This window comes from Spirosoma aureum (assembly GCF_011604685.1).
GTDB classification, from domain to species: Bacteria; Bacteroidota; Bacteroidia; order Cytophagales; family Spirosomataceae; genus Spirosoma; species Spirosoma aureum.
The window spans coordinates 7,669,130-7,686,015 of the sequence record NZ_CP050063.1 but is presented as its reverse complement, the minus strand read 5'-3'; the positions used below and the strand labels follow the sequence as shown (position 1 = coordinate 7,686,015).

The following is a 16,886-nucleotide window of genomic DNA, read 5'->3' as shown; positions in this document are numbered from 1 at the left end:
CTAAAATGAAACCACCTAAACCTAAATGTACCACCTTGTTAGGTATGTTGTGTATGTCTTTAACCAGACTGGTCTGGCTGAAAAAGGTAAGTTGAAACTAGTACGCCTTAAACCCCTCTTCCCTGAATCAGGCGCAGGATAATTGCAATAACAGCGATAACCAGTAATACGTGTATCAAACTGCCTAACCCAAAGCTATTAAATCCTAAGAAGCCAAGCAGCCAGATGATAACTAATATAACAGCTATCGTATAGAGCAAATTTCCCATAACGTCAATTGAGTAAATCAGAATTGATTGTCTCGCATTCGTCATTCTTAGTAGAAAAAGTTATGCCAAAAGAGGTCAGATTGGTGAAAATGTAACAAAACATAGCTTACAGTGTTGTAAATGAGCCTTTACTATGGCTATCATAAGGGTAACTAATCAAAAAGGACTTATAAACAGGTAACGACAACTGTGGACTTAATTCTACAGTTGTAGAAATAACGGGGAAAAAAAGCCCATTATACCAATAGGATTTAGCCATATATCAGACGTTTCCCGAATTTTTAATGCCCCTTTAAAAGCCATAATTCGCCCATTATCTGCATTTTACTAGGTATATATACGTGTTCTGAGAAACTTAAATTTTCTTCGGCATAGATTTATATAGAGTATAAATAAATTTAGTCCATTGGATTAAGCGTAGTAAAGCGATGATGGGAGTTAGCACCAGACCGAAGTTCAGGCCGACCATAATGAATCCAGTTTCGAATAACAAGCGGGTTCTAATTATTGACGACGAAGCAGATATTTGTTTATTATTATCAGGCTTGTTAAGAAAGCTAGGATATATTCCAACTTGTGCGCACTTCATTGAAGAAGGGCGTCAATGTTTGAATACACAGCAGTTTGATGCTATTTTCCTGGATCTAAACTTGCCGGATGGACTAGGATTTGACTTGCTGCCGTTTATTAAGCAGGACCAGGCGGAGGCTAAAGTAATCATGATAAGCGCCTTCGATGGACAGGCCGAACGCAGGCGTGCTACTGAGCAGGGCGCTGACTATTTTGTGGGCAAACCCTTCACACGTCGTTCGGTTGAGCAGGCTTTGCAAACCATTCAGGTTTGAGTATCTTTGTTTACGCAGCCGGAAGTACCTTTCTCGTCCTTTCATTCGTTATTTAGCTGGCATAGGTTGCCCGAATCGGCTGCTACTACTTCATGGAAAAGATTTTAATCGTTGACGATAACAATGATATATGCCTGCTTCTCGAGCGTTTTCTGAGTAAACAGGGTTATAAAACAGCGTCGGTCCAACGGGGTGAGGACGGTCTCATACTGTTACGAAAAGAGCCGTTTGAATTGGTTATCTGTGACTTCAAACTACCTGATATCGACGGCCTGGAAATGTTACGCCGGATAAAGGTGTTACATCCAACAACAGCTGTTATTATTATTACCGGCTACTCCGATGTGCGGGTTGCTGTTCAGACGGTAAAGCATGGTGCCTACGATTATGTGACGAAGCCACTTTACCCCGACGAAATTCTCTACACAATCAAGAGTGCTCTCGAACGACGGTTGCAGTCGCTGAACCAACCCGCTGACTCATCCGTTTCTCCCGCTGCTTCGGGTACTGCATCGGCCAAACCAACCTCAGTAAGATCAAGTAAGAGTGTTATTGCTCCCGATGGCAAGCGATTTATATTTGGTAAAAGTCGCGTAGCCGAACAACTTCAGAAACACATCGACCTGATCGCTCCAACCGATATGTCAGTTATCATAACTGGCGAAACCGGAACAGGAAAGGAATTTGTAGCCAACGCCATACACCTCAAAAGTAAACGGGGCGATAAGCCTTTTGTCGCTATTGATTGTGGTGCACTAAGCAAAGACCTGGCTGGCAGCGAGCTGTTTGGACACGTTAAAGGAGCCTTTACGGGCGCAATGGCCGATAAAGCAGGTAGCTTCGAGTTCGCGAACGGAGGCACACTGTTTCTGGACGAAATAGGAAACCTTTCCTACGATAATCAGATCAAATTATTACGTGTTCTGCAGGAGCGCAAAATCCGTCGGATTGGTTCTAATCAGGATATTGCCGTCGATGTACGGATTATCGTTGCTACCAACGAGGATCTGCGCGAAGCCGTAAGACAGGGCCGTTTTCGGGAAGATATTTACCATCGGATTGCGGAATTTGAAATTCACCTGGCCCCTCTTCGCGAGCGTAAGGCGGATGTCATGATCTTTGCCGAGCATTTTCTGGAACTGGCTAACCAGCAACTGGAAAAAGACATTATTGGCTTCAACGATGAAGCAAAAGACAAACTCAAGGATTATTTCTGGCACGGCAACCTGCGTGAGTTGCAGAATGTCGTCAAGCGAGCTGTACTACTGACGCAGGGTGATTATATTGAAGCGGATGTATTACCACAGGAAATCCTTTCTCCGCAATACCTGACCTCCGATACTGTAAGTGGAGCCCAGGTAAGCTATGATCCGGCGCGGCCTGGTGTTCCGGTTATCAGCCAGTCTGCTGCCAATTTGAAATCTGTTTCAGAAAACGCCGAACGAGCTGCCATTTTAAAAGTTCTCGAGAAAACGGGCTACAACAAAACCAAGGCTGCCGAAGTGCTGAACATTGATCGTAAGACGCTGTATAATAAGCTCAAAGCGTACGATATTCATCTATAGATTCCTTATTTAAGTTATAAACGGATTGAACGCAGCCATTCTGTGTTCAATCCGTTTATAACTTAAATCACCAATTAATTAAAACTAAAACCTACTGATAATAGTCCTACGCCGTTTTTAGCATTGCCTAATACCGTACGGGCAGCTCCGCTGTTCGCAATATTTTGTAGCCCCTGTTCATACCGGGCACCGATAAAGGCTTTACCAAAATAGACATTCAGACCACCAGCAAGACCATAATCAACTTTGTTAAAATTATCTCGATTGATGGCAGATGTTCCCGTTCCAAAATCACCGTTCGAATTGACGTCTGAGTTTAGCAGGTAAGACACGTAAGGTCCTGCCTGTAATTCAACAGATTGACCTAGTTTGAAGGTTGCTAAAACAGGAAGTTCCGCATAATTGAGTCGAAACGTGTTTTTACCGTTAAAACCTAACACATTATAATCGGCAGAAGCCCCTTTAGTTGTATAAAGTAACTCTGGCTGGATGGCAAAAAACTCGCCGAGGGGAGCCTGGGCAAACACACCTAAATGGAAGCCAATTCGTTCGTTCTTGTTGGTGACGCCCTGGCTATCATAATACAGAGAACTGGCGTTCAGACCGCCCTTGATACCGGCCCGAACACGACCCTGAGCCCATGTATCGGTGGTTGTTGATACATAGACGCCAATCGTTAAAATAGCAGCCGTAAATAAAGCATTCACTGAGCTTTTCATAGTGTTGAATGTTGGATTGTGAGGCAGGAACACGTCCCGCTTGCCTGACTTAGAGGTAAAAATTCGTGCCAGAGTTTAAGAGTTACCTATTCTATGGACGTCTGGAGCTGTATTTCAATGGATTCAGCATTTTTGTAGAGCCAGTAGGTATGTATTCACCAATTAGCCGTTTTACGTATTTTGCGGACAGTCTTCCACAGTATGGGGAAGAATCCGTTCACTAGAATGAATATGGTTACCGATAGCTTATCCGATCTACCGTTTTCCGATATGCTTAATTTATTGCCCGATGGGGTTGTGTTTCATCAGGCTGAGCGTGATGAAACAGGCATCATTGTGGACTTTCGGCTCCTCTATTTTAACAAAGCATTTGAGTCTTTTGCTCCATCGCCCTATAAACGGGAACTGGGCATGTATATGCTGGGCGATAATCGGGAACAGGAAGCCATTCTGGGGCCAGCCATGCGGCAATATGTGCAGGTTGTTGAAACGGGCGAAATGGCCACACACGTTTTTTATGATCCCAATCTGAATGCGACAATCAGCCTGAGAGCCCGAAAAATGGGCGATGGTGTATTGGTGACACTACGCGATATAACGGTTCAGCACAGGGCAGCTCAGCAGGCCGAAATGCAAAACAAACTTCTGCATGGAATTCTGAATACGTCGCTGAATGGAACCGTTGTGTATGAAGCCATTCGCGATAGCCACGGTACGATCATTGACTTTCGGTTTCGACTATATAACCAGACTGCCCGAAAAGATATTCTGGAACGTATCGGCAGAGACATTGCCGATCATACACTGCTGAGTATCTATCCCGACTCACGCATAACGGGTATGTTCGGACTGTATGCGCGAGTTACGGAAACCGGCGAATCGGTACGCACGGAACATTATTTTCCCTCCGTAAATACCTGGTATGATGTTGCCATCGCCAGGCTGGATGATGGTTGTGTCGTTACCTTTATGGATATCAGCCAATTAAAAAAAGCGTCCAGGCAGGCCGAAGATCAAGCCGAATTTGTGAGTAAGCTGCTGGATGGGTCATTGAATGGCCTTGTATCGCTTGATCCTGTTCGGGGTAATGGGCACTTAACCGATTTGCGCATATTATCGGCTAATCGAGCCGCCGAAGTTTTCTTTCAGCGAAATCAGACCGAGGTTGTGGGGCGCGGATTGCTGGAGTTATATCCTGAAAGTGTAGAAATGGGCCTCTGGACTATGTTTGAGCAGGTACTGAAGGCCAGACAGGCTGAACGGGTGGAAGCCTATTTACAAACTGACAAAGCCGAACTCTGGCTTGATGTGTCTGCAACCCCTCGCGATGGAGATGGACTCGTTGTCTCATTCATCAATATTACAGAGCGGAAAAAAGCTGAACGGCATACCGGTACCTTAATTCAGGAGCTTCAGAAGACAAATAACAACCTGGAACAATTTGCCTATGTGGCCAGCCATGATTTGCAGGAGCCATTGCGAAAAGTGGTGTCCTTTGGCGATATGCTGCGAAATCAATACGCTGATACGCTGGGAGCTAACGGGGCTGATATGATCAACCGCATGCAGTCGGCGGCCTTCCGGATGCAAATTCTTATTAAAGACTTGCTGGCCTATTCCCATGTGGCTAATGCAAGGGAGGCATTTCGCGACGTAGACCTTAACCAGCTTGTGGCAGACGTAATCAATGATCTGGAATTAGTCATTCTGGATAAACAAGCAAGCCTGGTGGCGGGTGCATTGCCTACAGTTAATGGAGATTCCAGTCAATTACGCCAGCTTTTTCAGAACCTGATTAGTAACGGGCTAAAATTTAGCCGGACAGATGTAGTGCCACAGGTACAGATCATGGCCGATCTGGTACTAGGGCGCAAAGTGACCCGACCAGATGGAACGAATCTATTGCCAGAATCTCTGGCGAATCGGGGCTTTCACCGGATACAGGTACTCGATAATGGGATTGGATTTGACCAGCAATATGCCGAGCGAATCTTTCAGCTTTTTCAGCGATTGCATACCCGGTCTCAATTTACCGGAACGGGTATTGGCTTATCCATCGTTCAGAAAGTGGTAGAAAACCACCAGGGTTTTATTCGTGCGGAGGGTCGGCCCAATGAGGGATCAACTTTCATTGTTTTGTTGCCTATTAAAACTCTATAGTTAGCAGATTTTTTTTATTTTTGACCAATTTACCTACGTAGACAGTGTGCGTTTGCCTACTTACAGACTTGAGTGTGCGATCAGCCATTTAGGCTGGTTTAAAAGGATGTAATTGCAAGTAAATTACCGTAACTGCTTAACTTAATTGATTGTATGCACCGAAAGTCTATTGTGATGACTATTCTTATTGCCGACGATGATGCCGACGATCGTATGTTTCTCGAACAAGCGATGCGGCAGAATGGTTATAATCAGGCAATTGAGTTCGTGGAAGATGGCGAACAACTGATGGAATATCTGAGGCAGCAAGGACGTTATAATGAACAGAACGCACCCTGGCCCAATTTGTTGATTCTGGATTTGAATATGCCTCGTAAAAACGGGTTTCAGGCGCTTAGCGAAATTAAAGATGATCCAAAGCTTCGTCGTTTGCCCGTCATCGTTATGACAACATCCTCAACCGACGAAGATGTGATTAAAACGTATAACCTGGGCGTTAACTCGTTTGTGACAAAGCCCTTTAACTTTAATCGGCTGGTCGAGATGATAGGAGCACTTAAAGCCTACTGGATGGATACCGTTAAATTACCCTAGTAGACTCAGACAGTTTTCTGTTTGTTTAATGGCTAAATTTAACGTTGCATTATAATTGAAAACTGTGGGTTATTGCCCAAAAGTATATGACTGCTGAATCTACTCTCAACGTTTCTGTAAAAAATGATACTATCCGCGTTCTCCTGATTGAGGACGACGAGGACGATTATATGTTAACCCGTGCACTGGTGTCGGCGCGGGAAAATGGAAATATTAAGCTGGACTGGGTCGATAGTTATGAACGGGGGCTGGAAGCACTGAAAAAGAACGATCATGATGTCTACCTGGTCGATTATCGACTAGGGCATCATACCGGTATTCACCTCATTCAGGAAGCATTTCAATTAGGTTGCCGAGCTCCAATGATTCTGCTGACGGGTCAGGATGATTTGACGGTCGATCAGTCGGCCCTCGAACTTGGTGCCGCCGATTACCTGGTGAAGGGGCGTATCGACGCTCAACTGCTTGGACGCAGTATTCGCTATGCACTTCGGCAGGCCAGCGTTCTGGCCGAAGTTGCCGAGAAGGAAAACAAATACCGGTCACTTTTCGAGCGTTCAATTGATGCGATTTTCGTAGCTGATGAACAACTTCATTTTCAGGATGCTAACCCATCCGTTGAGCGCCTGCTGGGCTACAGTCGCGATGAACTACGTAAACTGAACCCCGCCCGGCTTTTTGTCGATCTGAACTTTCTGAGGGAGTTACGCTTCAACGTCCGTGAACATGGCCAGATTAAGGACTTTGAAACGACACTGATCAGCAAAAGCGGTCGGAAGCGAATTTGCCTGATTTCGGTCTGGGCCGTTGAAGATAGAGCCGGTTTACCCGAATGGTATCAGGGCATTGTCCGCGATATTACCGATCAGAAACGGGCACAGCAGGATCTGATTCTGGCCGAGAAGTTGACCATGACCGGCAAAATTGCACGTAGTATTGCCCACGAGGTTCGTAATCCACTGACCAATTTAAGCCTCGCGCTGGAACAGCTCAAAGATGAGCTGGAGATGGACAATGAGTATGTGACCATGTTTACCGATATTATCGGGCGGAATGTAGATCGCATAGGGCAACTCATCACCGAGATGCTTAATTCCTCCAAACCACGTGAACTCGAACGTCGTCGGCAGGATTTCAACGCTGTTGTAAAGGCTACCCTACAGCTTATCAGCGACCGAATTAAACTCAAACGGATGCGGCTTGACGTACATTTTGCAACGGATGACTGTACGGCACTACTTGATAGAGAGCAGGTAAAAACAGCACTTCTTAACATTCTTGTCAATGCGGTTGAAGCGATGGAAGAAGGTAAGGGAATGCTGGTTGTTAAAACCTATAGTACTGAAGATAACCGGGTATATGTGGAAGTGATGGATAATGGCGGAGGTATTACCGAAGCCGATCGTAAGCGACTATTCGATCCATTTTTTACCGGCAAATCGGGGGGTATGGGTCTTGGCCTGACGGCTACGCAGAATATCATCAATAGCCATAAAGGCTCCATTGAAGTGGATAGTCAGGTAGGTCAGGGAACTACCTTCCGGCTGTATTTTCCGAAATAATTTCGCTTCTCTTTTGTGTTCGCTTTTTAGTTACTGCGCGATTTCCGTCTATTTTTCTGAAATGAAACGGTATAGGTAGGGAGCTTTGTGCGCTCCGCCCCTGTATTGTTTGTCTAGCCGTTCCAGAATACTTAGACTAAGCATCTTTCGCTGAAAGCTGGACCGATGCAATGACTGCCCCAGAATAGTTTCGTAGAGACTTTGGAGGTCGTTCATCGTGAAGGATTCGGGAAGCAAATTAAAACCAATCAGCTTACGATCTAGGTCAGCTCGCAGAGTGTCCAGCGCTTTTAAAACGATAGTCTGGTGATCAAGCATCAGTGTAGGTAAGGCAGCCAGATCGTACCAGGTACAACTATCGGAAAGCAAATCCGGAACAGGCACTGCCTTAGTAAAATCAACGAGCGCATAATACCCTACCGTAACAAATCGGCCCAGCAGCCAGTGACTGTCCATGGGTTCCAGGCCTTTTCCTGCCATGATAGCCCGTAAAGGAGTAGGGTCATGACGGTTTAGGTCGCCAAACGTATAGAACTGTTCCAGGTAAATATCGTGCAAACCAGTTCGTTCGGCGAGTACGCGCCTGGAGGCATCATTTACATTTTCACCCGCTCGAATAAAACCACCCGGTAGGGCAAACAGGCTCGTGTTTCGATACTCCAGCAATAAGATTTTCAGTTGGTTATCATGAAAGCCGAAAATAACGCAGTCGATTGCCAGACCCGGTAAGAAACCGGCCCCATCTGATCTGCTTTCTTCCGGAATAAGTTGATCGTTCATGCTGTCAGAATTCTAGCCACAAATAACAGAAAATTTGGTGATCTCAATTTAAGCGATTATTATTGTCTCATTATGCTACAATAATAAACCAATAACAAATACAATAGACGATTTTTACCCATAATCAGCCCTGACCAACTGATTCTCTACAGAAAACTGACTGTCTACTAAGTCCTGCTAATTACCCTTTTCCTGTTTATCATGAAAACTCCTTTTATCGCTTTGCTCGCTATGCAGCTAACAGTGGCGGCAATTGCTCAATCAAACATTGAAGTCCCTCAGGCCAAAACCGCCAACGGCACGGTAGAGGGTACTACCGAACAAAGTGGTATTCGCTCGTTCAAAGGAATTCCTTTTGCACAACCGCCCGTCGGTGAGTTACGCTGGAAAGAGCCGCAGCCCGCAAAAAACTGGCAGGGTGTTCGTCCTGCTAAAAAATTTGGTCCCCGTGCCATGCAGCTTGCTCTTTTTGGCGATATGGGCTTCCGATCGGACGGTATGAGCGAGGATTGCCTTTACCTGAATGTATGGACACCTGCCAAATCGGCCAAAGAGCGACTACCGGTTCTGGTTTACTTTTATGGCGGTGGCTTTATGGCTGGCGATGGTTCAGAGCCACGCTATGATGGTGAGAGCATGGCCCGTAAAGGCATCGTTACGCTTACTGTGAACTATCGCCTTGGCTTATTTGGATTCTTTGCCCATCCTGAACTAACAAAAGAGTCGCCACATCGGGCATCCGGTAACTATGGCTACCTCGATCAGAATGCTGCTTTGCGCTGGGTACAACAAAATATCGAAGCGTTTGGAGGAGATCCTAAAAAGGTAACAATTGCGGGTGAGTCTGCCGGTTCGGTCTCGGTCAGCGCTCAAATGGTATCGCCATTATCGAAAGGCCTGATTGCTGGTGCTATTGGTGAGAGTGGGTCTCTACTTGGAACATTGCCGCCCGCTCCGCTTTCTGAAGGGGAGAAAAATGGTGTTGAATTCGCCACGAGTGTCGGGGCAAAATCGCTGGCCGATTTAAGGGCGATGCAAGCTGACAAACTGCTCGAAGCGACCGCTAAGGTTCCTTTCGGCCGCTTCTCGGCTACGGTCGATGGATACTTTTTTCCAAAGCCACCATCCCAGCTTTTTGCCGCTGGTGAACAGGCTCATGTTCCCTTACTGGCTGGCTGGAATTCGGAGGAAATGAACGCACGGGTTGTGCTGGGCCAGGAAAAGCCAACCCCCGAAAACTACACAAAAGCGGTGCAGAAATTGTATGGCGAACAGGCCAGTGAAGTTTTGAAACTGTATTCGGGTACAACCGAAGATGAAATCATACAGGCAGCTACTGATCTGGCCAGCGACCGGTTTATTGGCTATAGCACCTGGAAATGGGCTGATATTCAGAGTAAAACGGGTGGCAAGCCGGTATATCGTTATCTCTATTCACGCCCAAGACCGGCTATGACACCCGAAATGGGTAATGCGGCCCCAGGTCTGGCGGGTGGTGTTGTGAAGAGCGATGCTCCTGCTGCCAAAGCACCCCCTGCTCGTGGAGCCGTGCATTCAGCGGAGATCGAGTATGCCATGGGCAATCTGGCCACAAACAAAGTATACGCCTGGACACCTGACGATTATAAAGTGTCGGAGGTGATGCAGAACTATTTTGCCAACTTCATAAAAACAGGTAATCCGAACGGTTCTGGTTTGCCAACCTGGTCGGCAGTCACGAATGGAAATGCGGTTCCGGTTATGCACATTGACGTAACCACCCGGCAGGAGCCTGAACAGAAAAGAGGGCGTTATTTATTCCTCGACCCGCTTTATAACAAGCAATAGGCAGATACAGGTTTCGGTCTGAGGTTCAGTTTATAGTCGTTTACAAATTAGTCCCGCAGTAGCTACGTCTTTCAGAGCGTATGCTGTTGCGGGACTTTGTTTTGGGAATCGGAGCATATCGATTCAGAATTATATAGCAGAACATGATGATTGACGACTACTCAACTTGTCAGTAGTGGACTTGTAAAGCATCGCATAAGAATAATTGGATTTTACTTTTATTAAATAATAAGTTACCAAAAATAATATTTAGGAAATTATAGTTTTATTATATTGCGTAGTAAGTCCTATTTTTGATCTGATTTTAGTTCATTTTAGCCCCATATTTGGTGAAGACATTACTTTCGATCATTTTCTGGGCAGCAATTAGTCCTCTGGCACTAGCGCAGATTGATTCCCTGACTCTGCCACCACGTCGTTTGACGATATACGACATTGAAGTAGGCGGTTTACTTGGATCGGGTAGCCGAACTCCCTTCTGGTTACAAGCGAATCAATTTGGTATTGTTCCCGCCAATAGTCCGGCTGGTTCGGTGCGGGTTGGCCTTACTGAACGCTTCCAATTTAGTACCACTCATCCTAATCGATCGATTAGTTACGGTATTCAGGCAGTTGGTAATGCCGCCAGAACGTCGGCTGTCCTGTTGCCACAGGCGTATGTATCCCTTGATTTAGGCCATTTTAGCCTGTGGGGTGGACGTAAGAAGGAAATCATTGGCTTGGGCGATTCAACTTTATCATCTGGCTTTTACTCCTGGTCTGGCAATGCCTTGCCGATAACGAAGATACAGATTGGCACAAATGGTTTTACCCCACTAGGTTTTACAGGAGGGTTGGTTTCTGTCCATGCTTTTTTTGCCCACGGCTGGTTTGCTAATTCCGATTCCATTCAACAATCCTACCTGCACCAGAAAGCCCTGTATGTTCGAATTGGTCGACCTGATTCGCGCATCCGATTGACAGCGGGCGTATTGCACAATGCACAGTGGGGGGGGCATTCTGCGTATTTGCCTGCCAATGTGGCTCAAAACGGACAGTTACCCAATTCGTTTAAAGACTATCTGTATGTGCTTACAGTTCGGGAGGGAAGCGAGTCTGACTCCCCCAATTTAACCGAGTTTGATCGGGTTAATCGCGTTGGTAATCATTTGGGATCAATAGATTTCAGTGCAGAAATGGCCTTGGGGCCGTGGCAGGCGATGGCCTACTACCAGCATCCATTTGAAGATAAGTCGGGCGTTGTTTTCGTCAATATGCCGGATGGATTATACGGGTTGACATTGCAGCGGCAGCCAACAAAATCGGGGGGCTTTCAGATACGGCATATTTTGCTCGAATATTTCAATACCATGAGTCAGAGTGGCTCGCTCACCCATACCGGCTCCCGCTACGATGGACAGGACGACTATTTCAACAACTACCAATATCTCGATGGATGGGCACAGAAACAGCATGTGATTGGTACACCATTTCTGTCGCGCCGGGCCGATTTGCGACCCGAACGTCAGAACGAACAACCAAGCAAGCGAATCTGGGCAATTGCCAACAACCGTGTTCAAATGGGGCATCTGGGATTGTCCGGAACAATTGGGCAAGGTATTCAGTGGCAAACTCGCCTGTCGATGAGCCGAAATTATGGCACCTATCGCCATCCTTTCGACGAACCTGTATCGCAGTTTTCGGGCGCAGCCTGGTTAACATGGCCAATTACCTGGCTAGGTGGTTCTGAGCTTAAGACCGCCCTAGCGATCGATCAGGGTCAATTGTACGAGAATTCCGTAGGGGGATGGGTAAGTATTCGGAAAATCTTGAAAACAACCAAATAGATGACACACACCTATCAGTGGTTTTATCATCGGCTGCGTTCTATGACCGTCTCGGAAATAATGTTCCGAACGGGAGAATTTATCCGGAAGAAAGCCGGTCGCCGACGAATGGGTTGGCAGCCAGCCGTACGGCTGACTCACTTACCAGAGCCCTTATTGCCGTTCGATCCATCAGAGACGCCCGTCGTAACCTTTTCGCCCGAACAGCCCATTTTTCGGCATACAATTGATATTAACGAACCCATAGACTGGCATCTCGATATAAACACGGGTCGGCGTTTCCCGCTGATTTATGCCAAAGACGTCGATGTGAGAAGTGGGCGTTGGGGGAGTGCCAAATACGCCTGGGAGATTAATAGATTGTTGTTTTTGCCTCAGTTGGCCGTGCAATACCGGCAAACTGGCGATCAGCGGTTTTTGACTCAATTCCTGGATCTTAACCGATCATGGTTCGCATCAAATCCATATCTGACCGGCGTAAATTGGTACAGTAATATCGAGGTCAATATCCGACTGATCAATTGGTTTATCAGCTGGAATATTTTAGATGCATCGGCTCTGGCGCAGACTAATAATGATTTTCGATTATTTGTCGAAACGAAGTGGCTTCCGGTTATTTACCAGCATTGCGTTTATAGCCGAAGCAACCCATCCTACCATTCTTCAGCCAATAATCACCTTATTTCAGAATATGCCGGGTTGTTTATAGCCGCTTCATTCTGGGCCTTTCCCGAATCACCCAGTTGGCGGAATTATGCAAAGGCTGGACTGGAACGCGAAATTCAGCTGCAACATAGTGCAACCGGTATTAATCGGGAGGAGGCTGCTGAATACATTCAGTTTATAACAGACTTTTTCCTGATTGCTAACGTAGTAGGTGATAAGGCGGGCGATCCGTTTTCAGTAGCCTACACCGCCAAACTCAAGCAGATTCTAGCTTATATCGCTCAGTTTCTCGACTGCGAGGGTACGTTTCCGCGCTACGGCGATGAAGACGATGGTCGGGTACTATTACTCGATGATGCGCATCCGCATAACAATTTTCAGTCGTTGCTGCGGTCAGGGGCCGTATTGTTTGGCGAACCATTGTTTAAACAGCAATCGGTGAGTAGGGGGGGCACTCCGCGCTTCGATCTGAAGAACTATATTTTGTTTGGTGCGGCCGGTCGGTCGCTTTTCGAGGCTGTTCCGGTCACCAGTGAGCCATTAGGCAGCGTTTTATACGAGGAAGGGCATTTCATTTTTCGGAAGCAGGAAATGGCTCATGACCCATCGAAGTTCCGGGAGATTTACATCCATGCCGATGCTGCTCCGTTGGGCTTTTTGTCTATTGCTGCTCACGGCCATGCTGATGCCTTATCGTTTTTGATGCATGTTGATGGACAGGTCTTCCTGGCTGACCCAGGTACGTATTCTTATCAAACCGATCCTGAGTGGCGTAACTATTTTATCAGCACCCGAGCCCACAATACCGTTTGTATCGATGGTCAGAATCAGGCGTTTCAGGCCGGTGCTTTACTGTGGCTCGATCACTATAAACCGCAGATATTGTCGTCGTTATCCAACGACCAGGCCGATGAGGTTGTAGCAACGCACAATGGATATGCACGACTTCAGTGCAAACACCAGCGAACCTTTCGGTTTGAGAAAGCCAATGATTTGTTATCGATACGTGATTTGGTGGAGAATTCTGGTAAGCAGGCCCGGCTTGTGGAGGTGATGTTTCATTTTGGACCAAACGTTCGTGTAGATACACTAAGTCGCAATAAGTTTGTTCTGAGTCATCCTGTTACAGAACGGCGGGTGTGGCTAACAATAGCCTCTGGCCTGCGTACAGAGATAATGACTGGTAAAACTGAGCCAATTCGGCTAGGTTGGTACTCAGAGGGATTTTACCGCAATCAGGCAACGACAACGATCCGGGCCTTTCTCATGCTTGATCCGGGACGGACGACTACGCTTACTCACCAACTTGAAGTTATTGAGCCTGCCAATGTTGATCCGTTGATTCATAAGCAGACTGAAAGCCGGCGGTTACTCCAAAAGCAGTAATCGTTTATGGGTAACGGCTAAAACTTGGCTAGCTTGTAGAATATAGAAAATCCGCTTCTGATTTGTCAGAAGCGGATTTTTGGTAATTAACGCTGGTCTTTAGCTGAGTTGTCGTTACGGCCAGGCTTTACTGCATCGTAGTTGGCCGAAGGGCCACCAACGCGCGCTTCATCGTAATACATAACTTTCTCATCATATATCGATTTTCCTGTCCAGCAATAGAGGCCAATTTTCCAGAATGGTTTATGATTCTGGATGTAGCCTATTGAAATTGCTTGCTCGTTTACTAAAAGAACACCGTCCTGCCATACCTGCAATTGGCCTGTTTTTCCAATTGGGTCCCATTTGACATGGACTACATAATCAACCCAACGGTCAAAAATAGCGGCTCCCAAATCTATACGCTTCATTGAAGTAGGACTTTGCAACGGCTTAATAATTGGTTTATTAGACGCTGAGTAAACCAGTTGCATATCATTGGATTTGATTTCAATGCACAACGGTGGAATGCTATCTTCAAATCCAGCATCAGGATGGCCATGCCATTGGCTAACTATTACGGTTTGATCTTCATTCGCCATTGAAGATGAAGGCATATAGGAGCTATAACCATACCATCTTTCAGTTTCGCCAATGGGTGTATTGCCCATAGCCAGTTCTGAATGTAGCATATCATTTGTGCCATTAACCTGGCTAGATTTCCATGAGAAACGCATGGCTTGTTTTCCGGCGCGTTTCTTATCGCTTGTAATTAAGCCGGCTGTTGGCGTGCGTAATTCGGTACGCCAGAAGTTAGCGATTTGATTATTTTCAAATCCATCTGTATAAAGTACACTTGCATCTTCACGAGCAGAAGAATGGCTTTCGCTCTCTGGTGAAATCGTATCAGCCTGGGTGCAGCTACTGAGGCTTATATTGAAAAAGAGAGGCAATAGGGTTGTAAGCACGGCTAAACGGACGAGTCGGTTAGTAGCCTGAATATACGTGAATACAAGAGAAAAATTCTTATTAACAGAAGTGGTTAAATAAGTAAAGGAAGTAAAAGCACGGTTCATGTAAGTACACTGTTTTTGGAATTATGACAGTGTACTTTTTTTTCAGTCACAAATTAGACTCTTGGTTTAGTGTTAATTGATTTTTAATGTGACTATTTTAATATGTTGATAATGAGTAGTTTATATTTTGATGGCTATTTTTTTGACTTGGATTTATTCAAATTTGTATGTTTGTGTAATGCTGATAATGACTCTATCAGATCTATTTTTAAGTTTAATTTAATAAGTAGAAGTACTTATATTAAAATTTAGTGAAAATTACGTATTGGTGTTTTTTTGATAGAAGTAACAAAATGCATAATGTTTTAAGTGGCACCCTTTAAAAGTGATTAATTTACTATACGGTACAATTTGATGACTATCATTACTTTTTTTTTGTCCTTATACACAGTTTAGATTTCAATTTATCTGTTAACAGAAAATGCCCGTGATCATGGTACTACAACCATGATCACGGGCATTTTAAAAGAAATAAAACTATCTATCCCACAGAGGGATGTTCAGTAACCAGCGATGAATCGGCAATAAGTGGTGCTGTTTCGACGGTGGAACCGAATCGCTTCCGAAGCCTGGCTGTAGGCTTTTCAATATAATTGTAACTTAACAAACTAAGTAACAGTCCAAGTGGTACGGCTGTCAGGAGCCAGGGAGCCTTAAGACGCTCTCCGCCAATCAAATTTTCTGCTACACTTACGCCAACCCAGTGAAACAGATAGAGCGAGTAACTCAGCTTACCAATGGTCACAAGCCAGGGTGTACTTAGCCAATGCATAAGGGTAGTATAAGACTTTCCATACAGCACCGCTGGTAGAATAACGCTTAAGGCTAATGCCTGTAGCGAATAGCGCCAGGTTTCTCTAAAAGTGCCGTCTCGGTAGAGGAAAGTAAAAAATAGTAGCCCAATCGCTCCGGCGAACACAGCTGGATGCCCCACAATACGAATGTAACGGGCTACCTGGTCTTGGTGTAAAATCAGACTTACAAGACAACCAAACATAATGGCATCTAGCCGGGTATCGGTGAGATGGTAAATTCGGTAAACGGTCAGTTCCGTTAAGCCTTCTGTAGCAACAAGGTATAAGCGCCAGGCTAGCACTGATACAATACTGATCCCCATAAGTGTTGCCAGAATTTTAGGCCGACGGTAGAAGGCCATAAATAGCAACGGGAAAAAGAGATAGAAATGTTCTTCAATGGATAGTGACCAGGTAATGTCGAAAATACGAGTACAGTTAGCGGGACTAAGGCTTCCGCCAAAGAGCATATAGTAATTACGATAATAAAACAGAGTCGACAAGACTGCACCTGACTGAAACCCACAGCCCATAAACATCGTAAAACCAATGGCAATAGCAACCATAAAAAACAGAGCAGGATAGAGCCGAAGGACCCGTCGGATGTAGAAACTTTTCAGGTCAATCCGGTGCTCTTTTTCATACTCTGCAATCAGAAGTCTGGTAATCAGGAAACCACTGATAAAGAAAAATAAAGTAACGCCAAACCCACCCGGAATCACTTTACCTAATCCATAGTGACTGATAACGACTACCATAATAGCGAGTCCCCGAAATCCGTCTAAGGCAGGAACGTAGCTTTTGCCTGCGAGTAACGTCGTATTTGCTTGCATACCGA

At 45.6% G+C, this 16,886-nt stretch carries 13 protein-coding genes; 8 read left to right on the top strand and 5 right to left on the bottom strand.

Going from position 1 to position 16,886, the window contains the following annotated elements:
* Positions 1-107: 107 nt before the first annotated feature.
* Complete coding sequence (locus G8759_RS30710; RefSeq protein ID WP_167216847.1) at positions 108-269, bottom strand: lmo0937 family membrane protein; 162 nt, start codon at positions 267-269, stop codon at positions 108-110.
* A gap of 470 nt (positions 270-739) precedes the next feature.
* Between G8759_RS30710 and G8759_RS30705 the strand changes: the two genes are divergently transcribed.
* Both G8759_RS30705 and G8759_RS30700 read left to right on the top strand, forming a co-directional pair.
* Positions 740-1,114, top strand: a complete 375-nt coding sequence (locus tag G8759_RS30705; protein ID WP_162384476.1) for a response regulator — start codon at positions 740-742, stop codon at positions 1,112-1,114.
* Between the two features lie 92 nt (positions 1,115-1,206).
* Positions 1,207-2,679, top strand: a complete 1,473-nt coding sequence (locus tag G8759_RS30700) for a sigma-54-dependent transcriptional regulator (RefSeq protein ID WP_167216845.1) — start codon at positions 1,207-1,209, stop codon at positions 2,677-2,679.
* A gap of 74 nt (positions 2,680-2,753) precedes the next feature.
* On the opposite strand, the gene G8759_RS30695 is transcribed toward G8759_RS30700, so the two are convergent.
* Positions 2,754-3,398 (bottom strand): porin family protein, encoded by a 645-nt coding sequence (locus tag G8759_RS30695; protein WP_167216843.1) that lies wholly within the window; start codon positions 3,396-3,398, stop codon positions 2,754-2,756.
* 225 nt (positions 3,399-3,623) lie between these two features.
* On the opposite strand from G8759_RS30695, the gene G8759_RS30690 reads away from it, so the two are divergent.
* The 3 genes from G8759_RS30690 (at position 3,624) to G8759_RS30680 (ending at position 7,714) form a co-directional block, all read left to right on the top strand.
* On the top strand, positions 3,624-5,558 hold the full coding sequence (locus G8759_RS30690; RefSeq protein WP_167216841.1) for a sensor histidine kinase: 1,935 nt from the start codon (positions 3,624-3,626) through the stop codon (positions 5,556-5,558).
* 153 nt (positions 5,559-5,711) lie between these two features.
* Positions 5,712-6,152 carry a response regulator gene (locus tag G8759_RS30685; protein ID WP_232074009.1) on the top strand — a complete coding sequence of 147 codons (441 nt, stop codon included), beginning with the start codon at positions 5,712-5,714 and terminating at the stop codon, positions 6,150-6,152.
* Positions 6,153-6,238: 86 nt separating this feature from the next.
* A complete protein-coding gene (locus G8759_RS30680; protein WP_167216839.1) occupies positions 6,239-7,714 on the top strand; it encodes a hybrid sensor histidine kinase/response regulator in 1,476 nt (491 codons plus the stop codon).
* 48 nt (positions 7,715-7,762) lie between these two features.
* Here the strand turns inward: G8759_RS30680 and G8759_RS30675 are convergent, their stop codons facing one another.
* Positions 7,763-8,494, bottom strand: coding sequence for an NUDIX hydrolase (locus G8759_RS30675; RefSeq protein WP_167216837.1), 732 nt, complete (start codon positions 8,492-8,494; stop codon positions 7,763-7,765).
* 201 nt (positions 8,495-8,695) lie between these two features.
* Between G8759_RS30675 and G8759_RS30670 the strand changes: the two genes are divergently transcribed.
* The 3 genes from G8759_RS30670 to G8759_RS30660 all read left to right on the top strand — a co-directional run bounded on the left by G8759_RS30670 (position 8,696) and on the right by G8759_RS30660 (position 14,199).
* Complete coding sequence (locus G8759_RS30670; RefSeq protein ID WP_167216835.1) at positions 8,696-10,321, top strand: carboxylesterase/lipase family protein; 1,626 nt, start codon at positions 8,696-8,698, stop codon at positions 10,319-10,321.
* A gap of 329 nt (positions 10,322-10,650) precedes the next feature.
* Positions 10,651-12,147, top strand: coding sequence for a capsule assembly Wzi family protein (locus G8759_RS30665; protein ID WP_167216833.1), 1,497 nt, complete (start codon positions 10,651-10,653; stop codon positions 12,145-12,147).
* Positions 12,148-14,199, top strand: coding sequence for an alginate lyase family protein (locus G8759_RS30660; RefSeq protein ID WP_167216831.1), 2,052 nt, complete (start codon positions 12,148-12,150; stop codon positions 14,197-14,199). It begins immediately after the preceding gene.
* A gap of 86 nt (positions 14,200-14,285) precedes the next feature.
* Here G8759_RS30660 and G8759_RS30655 read toward each other — a convergent pair whose 3' ends face one another.
* The gene (locus tag G8759_RS30655; protein WP_167216829.1) at positions 14,286-15,254 is read right to left on the bottom strand and encodes a polysaccharide lyase; all 969 of its coding nucleotides are present in this window, start codon (positions 15,252-15,254) and stop codon (positions 14,286-14,288) included.
* 481 nt (positions 15,255-15,735) lie between these two features.
* A complete protein-coding gene (locus G8759_RS30650) occupies positions 15,736-16,881 on the bottom strand; it encodes an acyltransferase family protein (protein ID WP_167216827.1) in 1,146 nt (381 codons plus the stop codon).
* Between the last annotated feature and the right edge of the window lie 5 nt (positions 16,882-16,886).

Excerpts from the sequence above, each read along its gene's own strand:
- G8759_RS30710 (WP_167216847.1), bottom strand. The coding sequence starts at position 269 with ATGGGAAATTTGCTCTATACGATAGCTGTTATATTAGTTATCATCTGG.
- G8759_RS30705 (WP_162384476.1), top strand. The coding sequence starts at position 740 with ATGAATCCAGTTTCGAATAACAAGCGGGTTCTAATTATTGACGACGAA.
- G8759_RS30700 (WP_167216845.1), top strand. The coding sequence starts at position 1,207 with ATGGAAAAGATTTTAATCGTTGACGATAACAATGATATATGCCTGCTT.
- G8759_RS30695 (WP_167216843.1), bottom strand. The coding sequence starts at position 3,398 with ATGAAAAGCTCAGTGAATGCTTTATTTACGGCTGCTATTTTAACGATT.
- G8759_RS30690 (WP_167216841.1), top strand. The coding sequence starts at position 3,624 with ATGAATATGGTTACCGATAGCTTATCCGATCTACCGTTTTCCGATATG.
- G8759_RS30685 (WP_232074009.1), top strand. The coding sequence starts at position 5,712 with ATGCACCGAAAGTCTATTGTGATGACTATTCTTATTGCCGACGATGAT.
- G8759_RS30680 (WP_167216839.1), top strand. The coding sequence starts at position 6,239 with ATGACTGCTGAATCTACTCTCAACGTTTCTGTAAAAAATGATACTATC.
- G8759_RS30675 (WP_167216837.1), bottom strand. The coding sequence starts at position 8,494 with ATGAACGATCAACTTATTCCGGAAGAAAGCAGATCAGATGGGGCCGGT.
- G8759_RS30670 (WP_167216835.1), top strand. The coding sequence starts at position 8,696 with ATGAAAACTCCTTTTATCGCTTTGCTCGCTATGCAGCTAACAGTGGCG.
- G8759_RS30660 (WP_167216831.1), top strand. The coding sequence starts at position 12,148 with ATGACACACACCTATCAGTGGTTTTATCATCGGCTGCGTTCTATGACC.
- G8759_RS30655 (WP_167216829.1), bottom strand. The coding sequence starts at position 15,254 with ATGAACCGTGCTTTTACTTCCTTTACTTATTTAACCACTTCTGTTAAT.
- G8759_RS30650 (WP_167216827.1), bottom strand. The coding sequence starts at position 16,881 with ATGCAAGCAAATACGACGTTACTCGCAGGCAAAAGCTACGTTCCTGCC.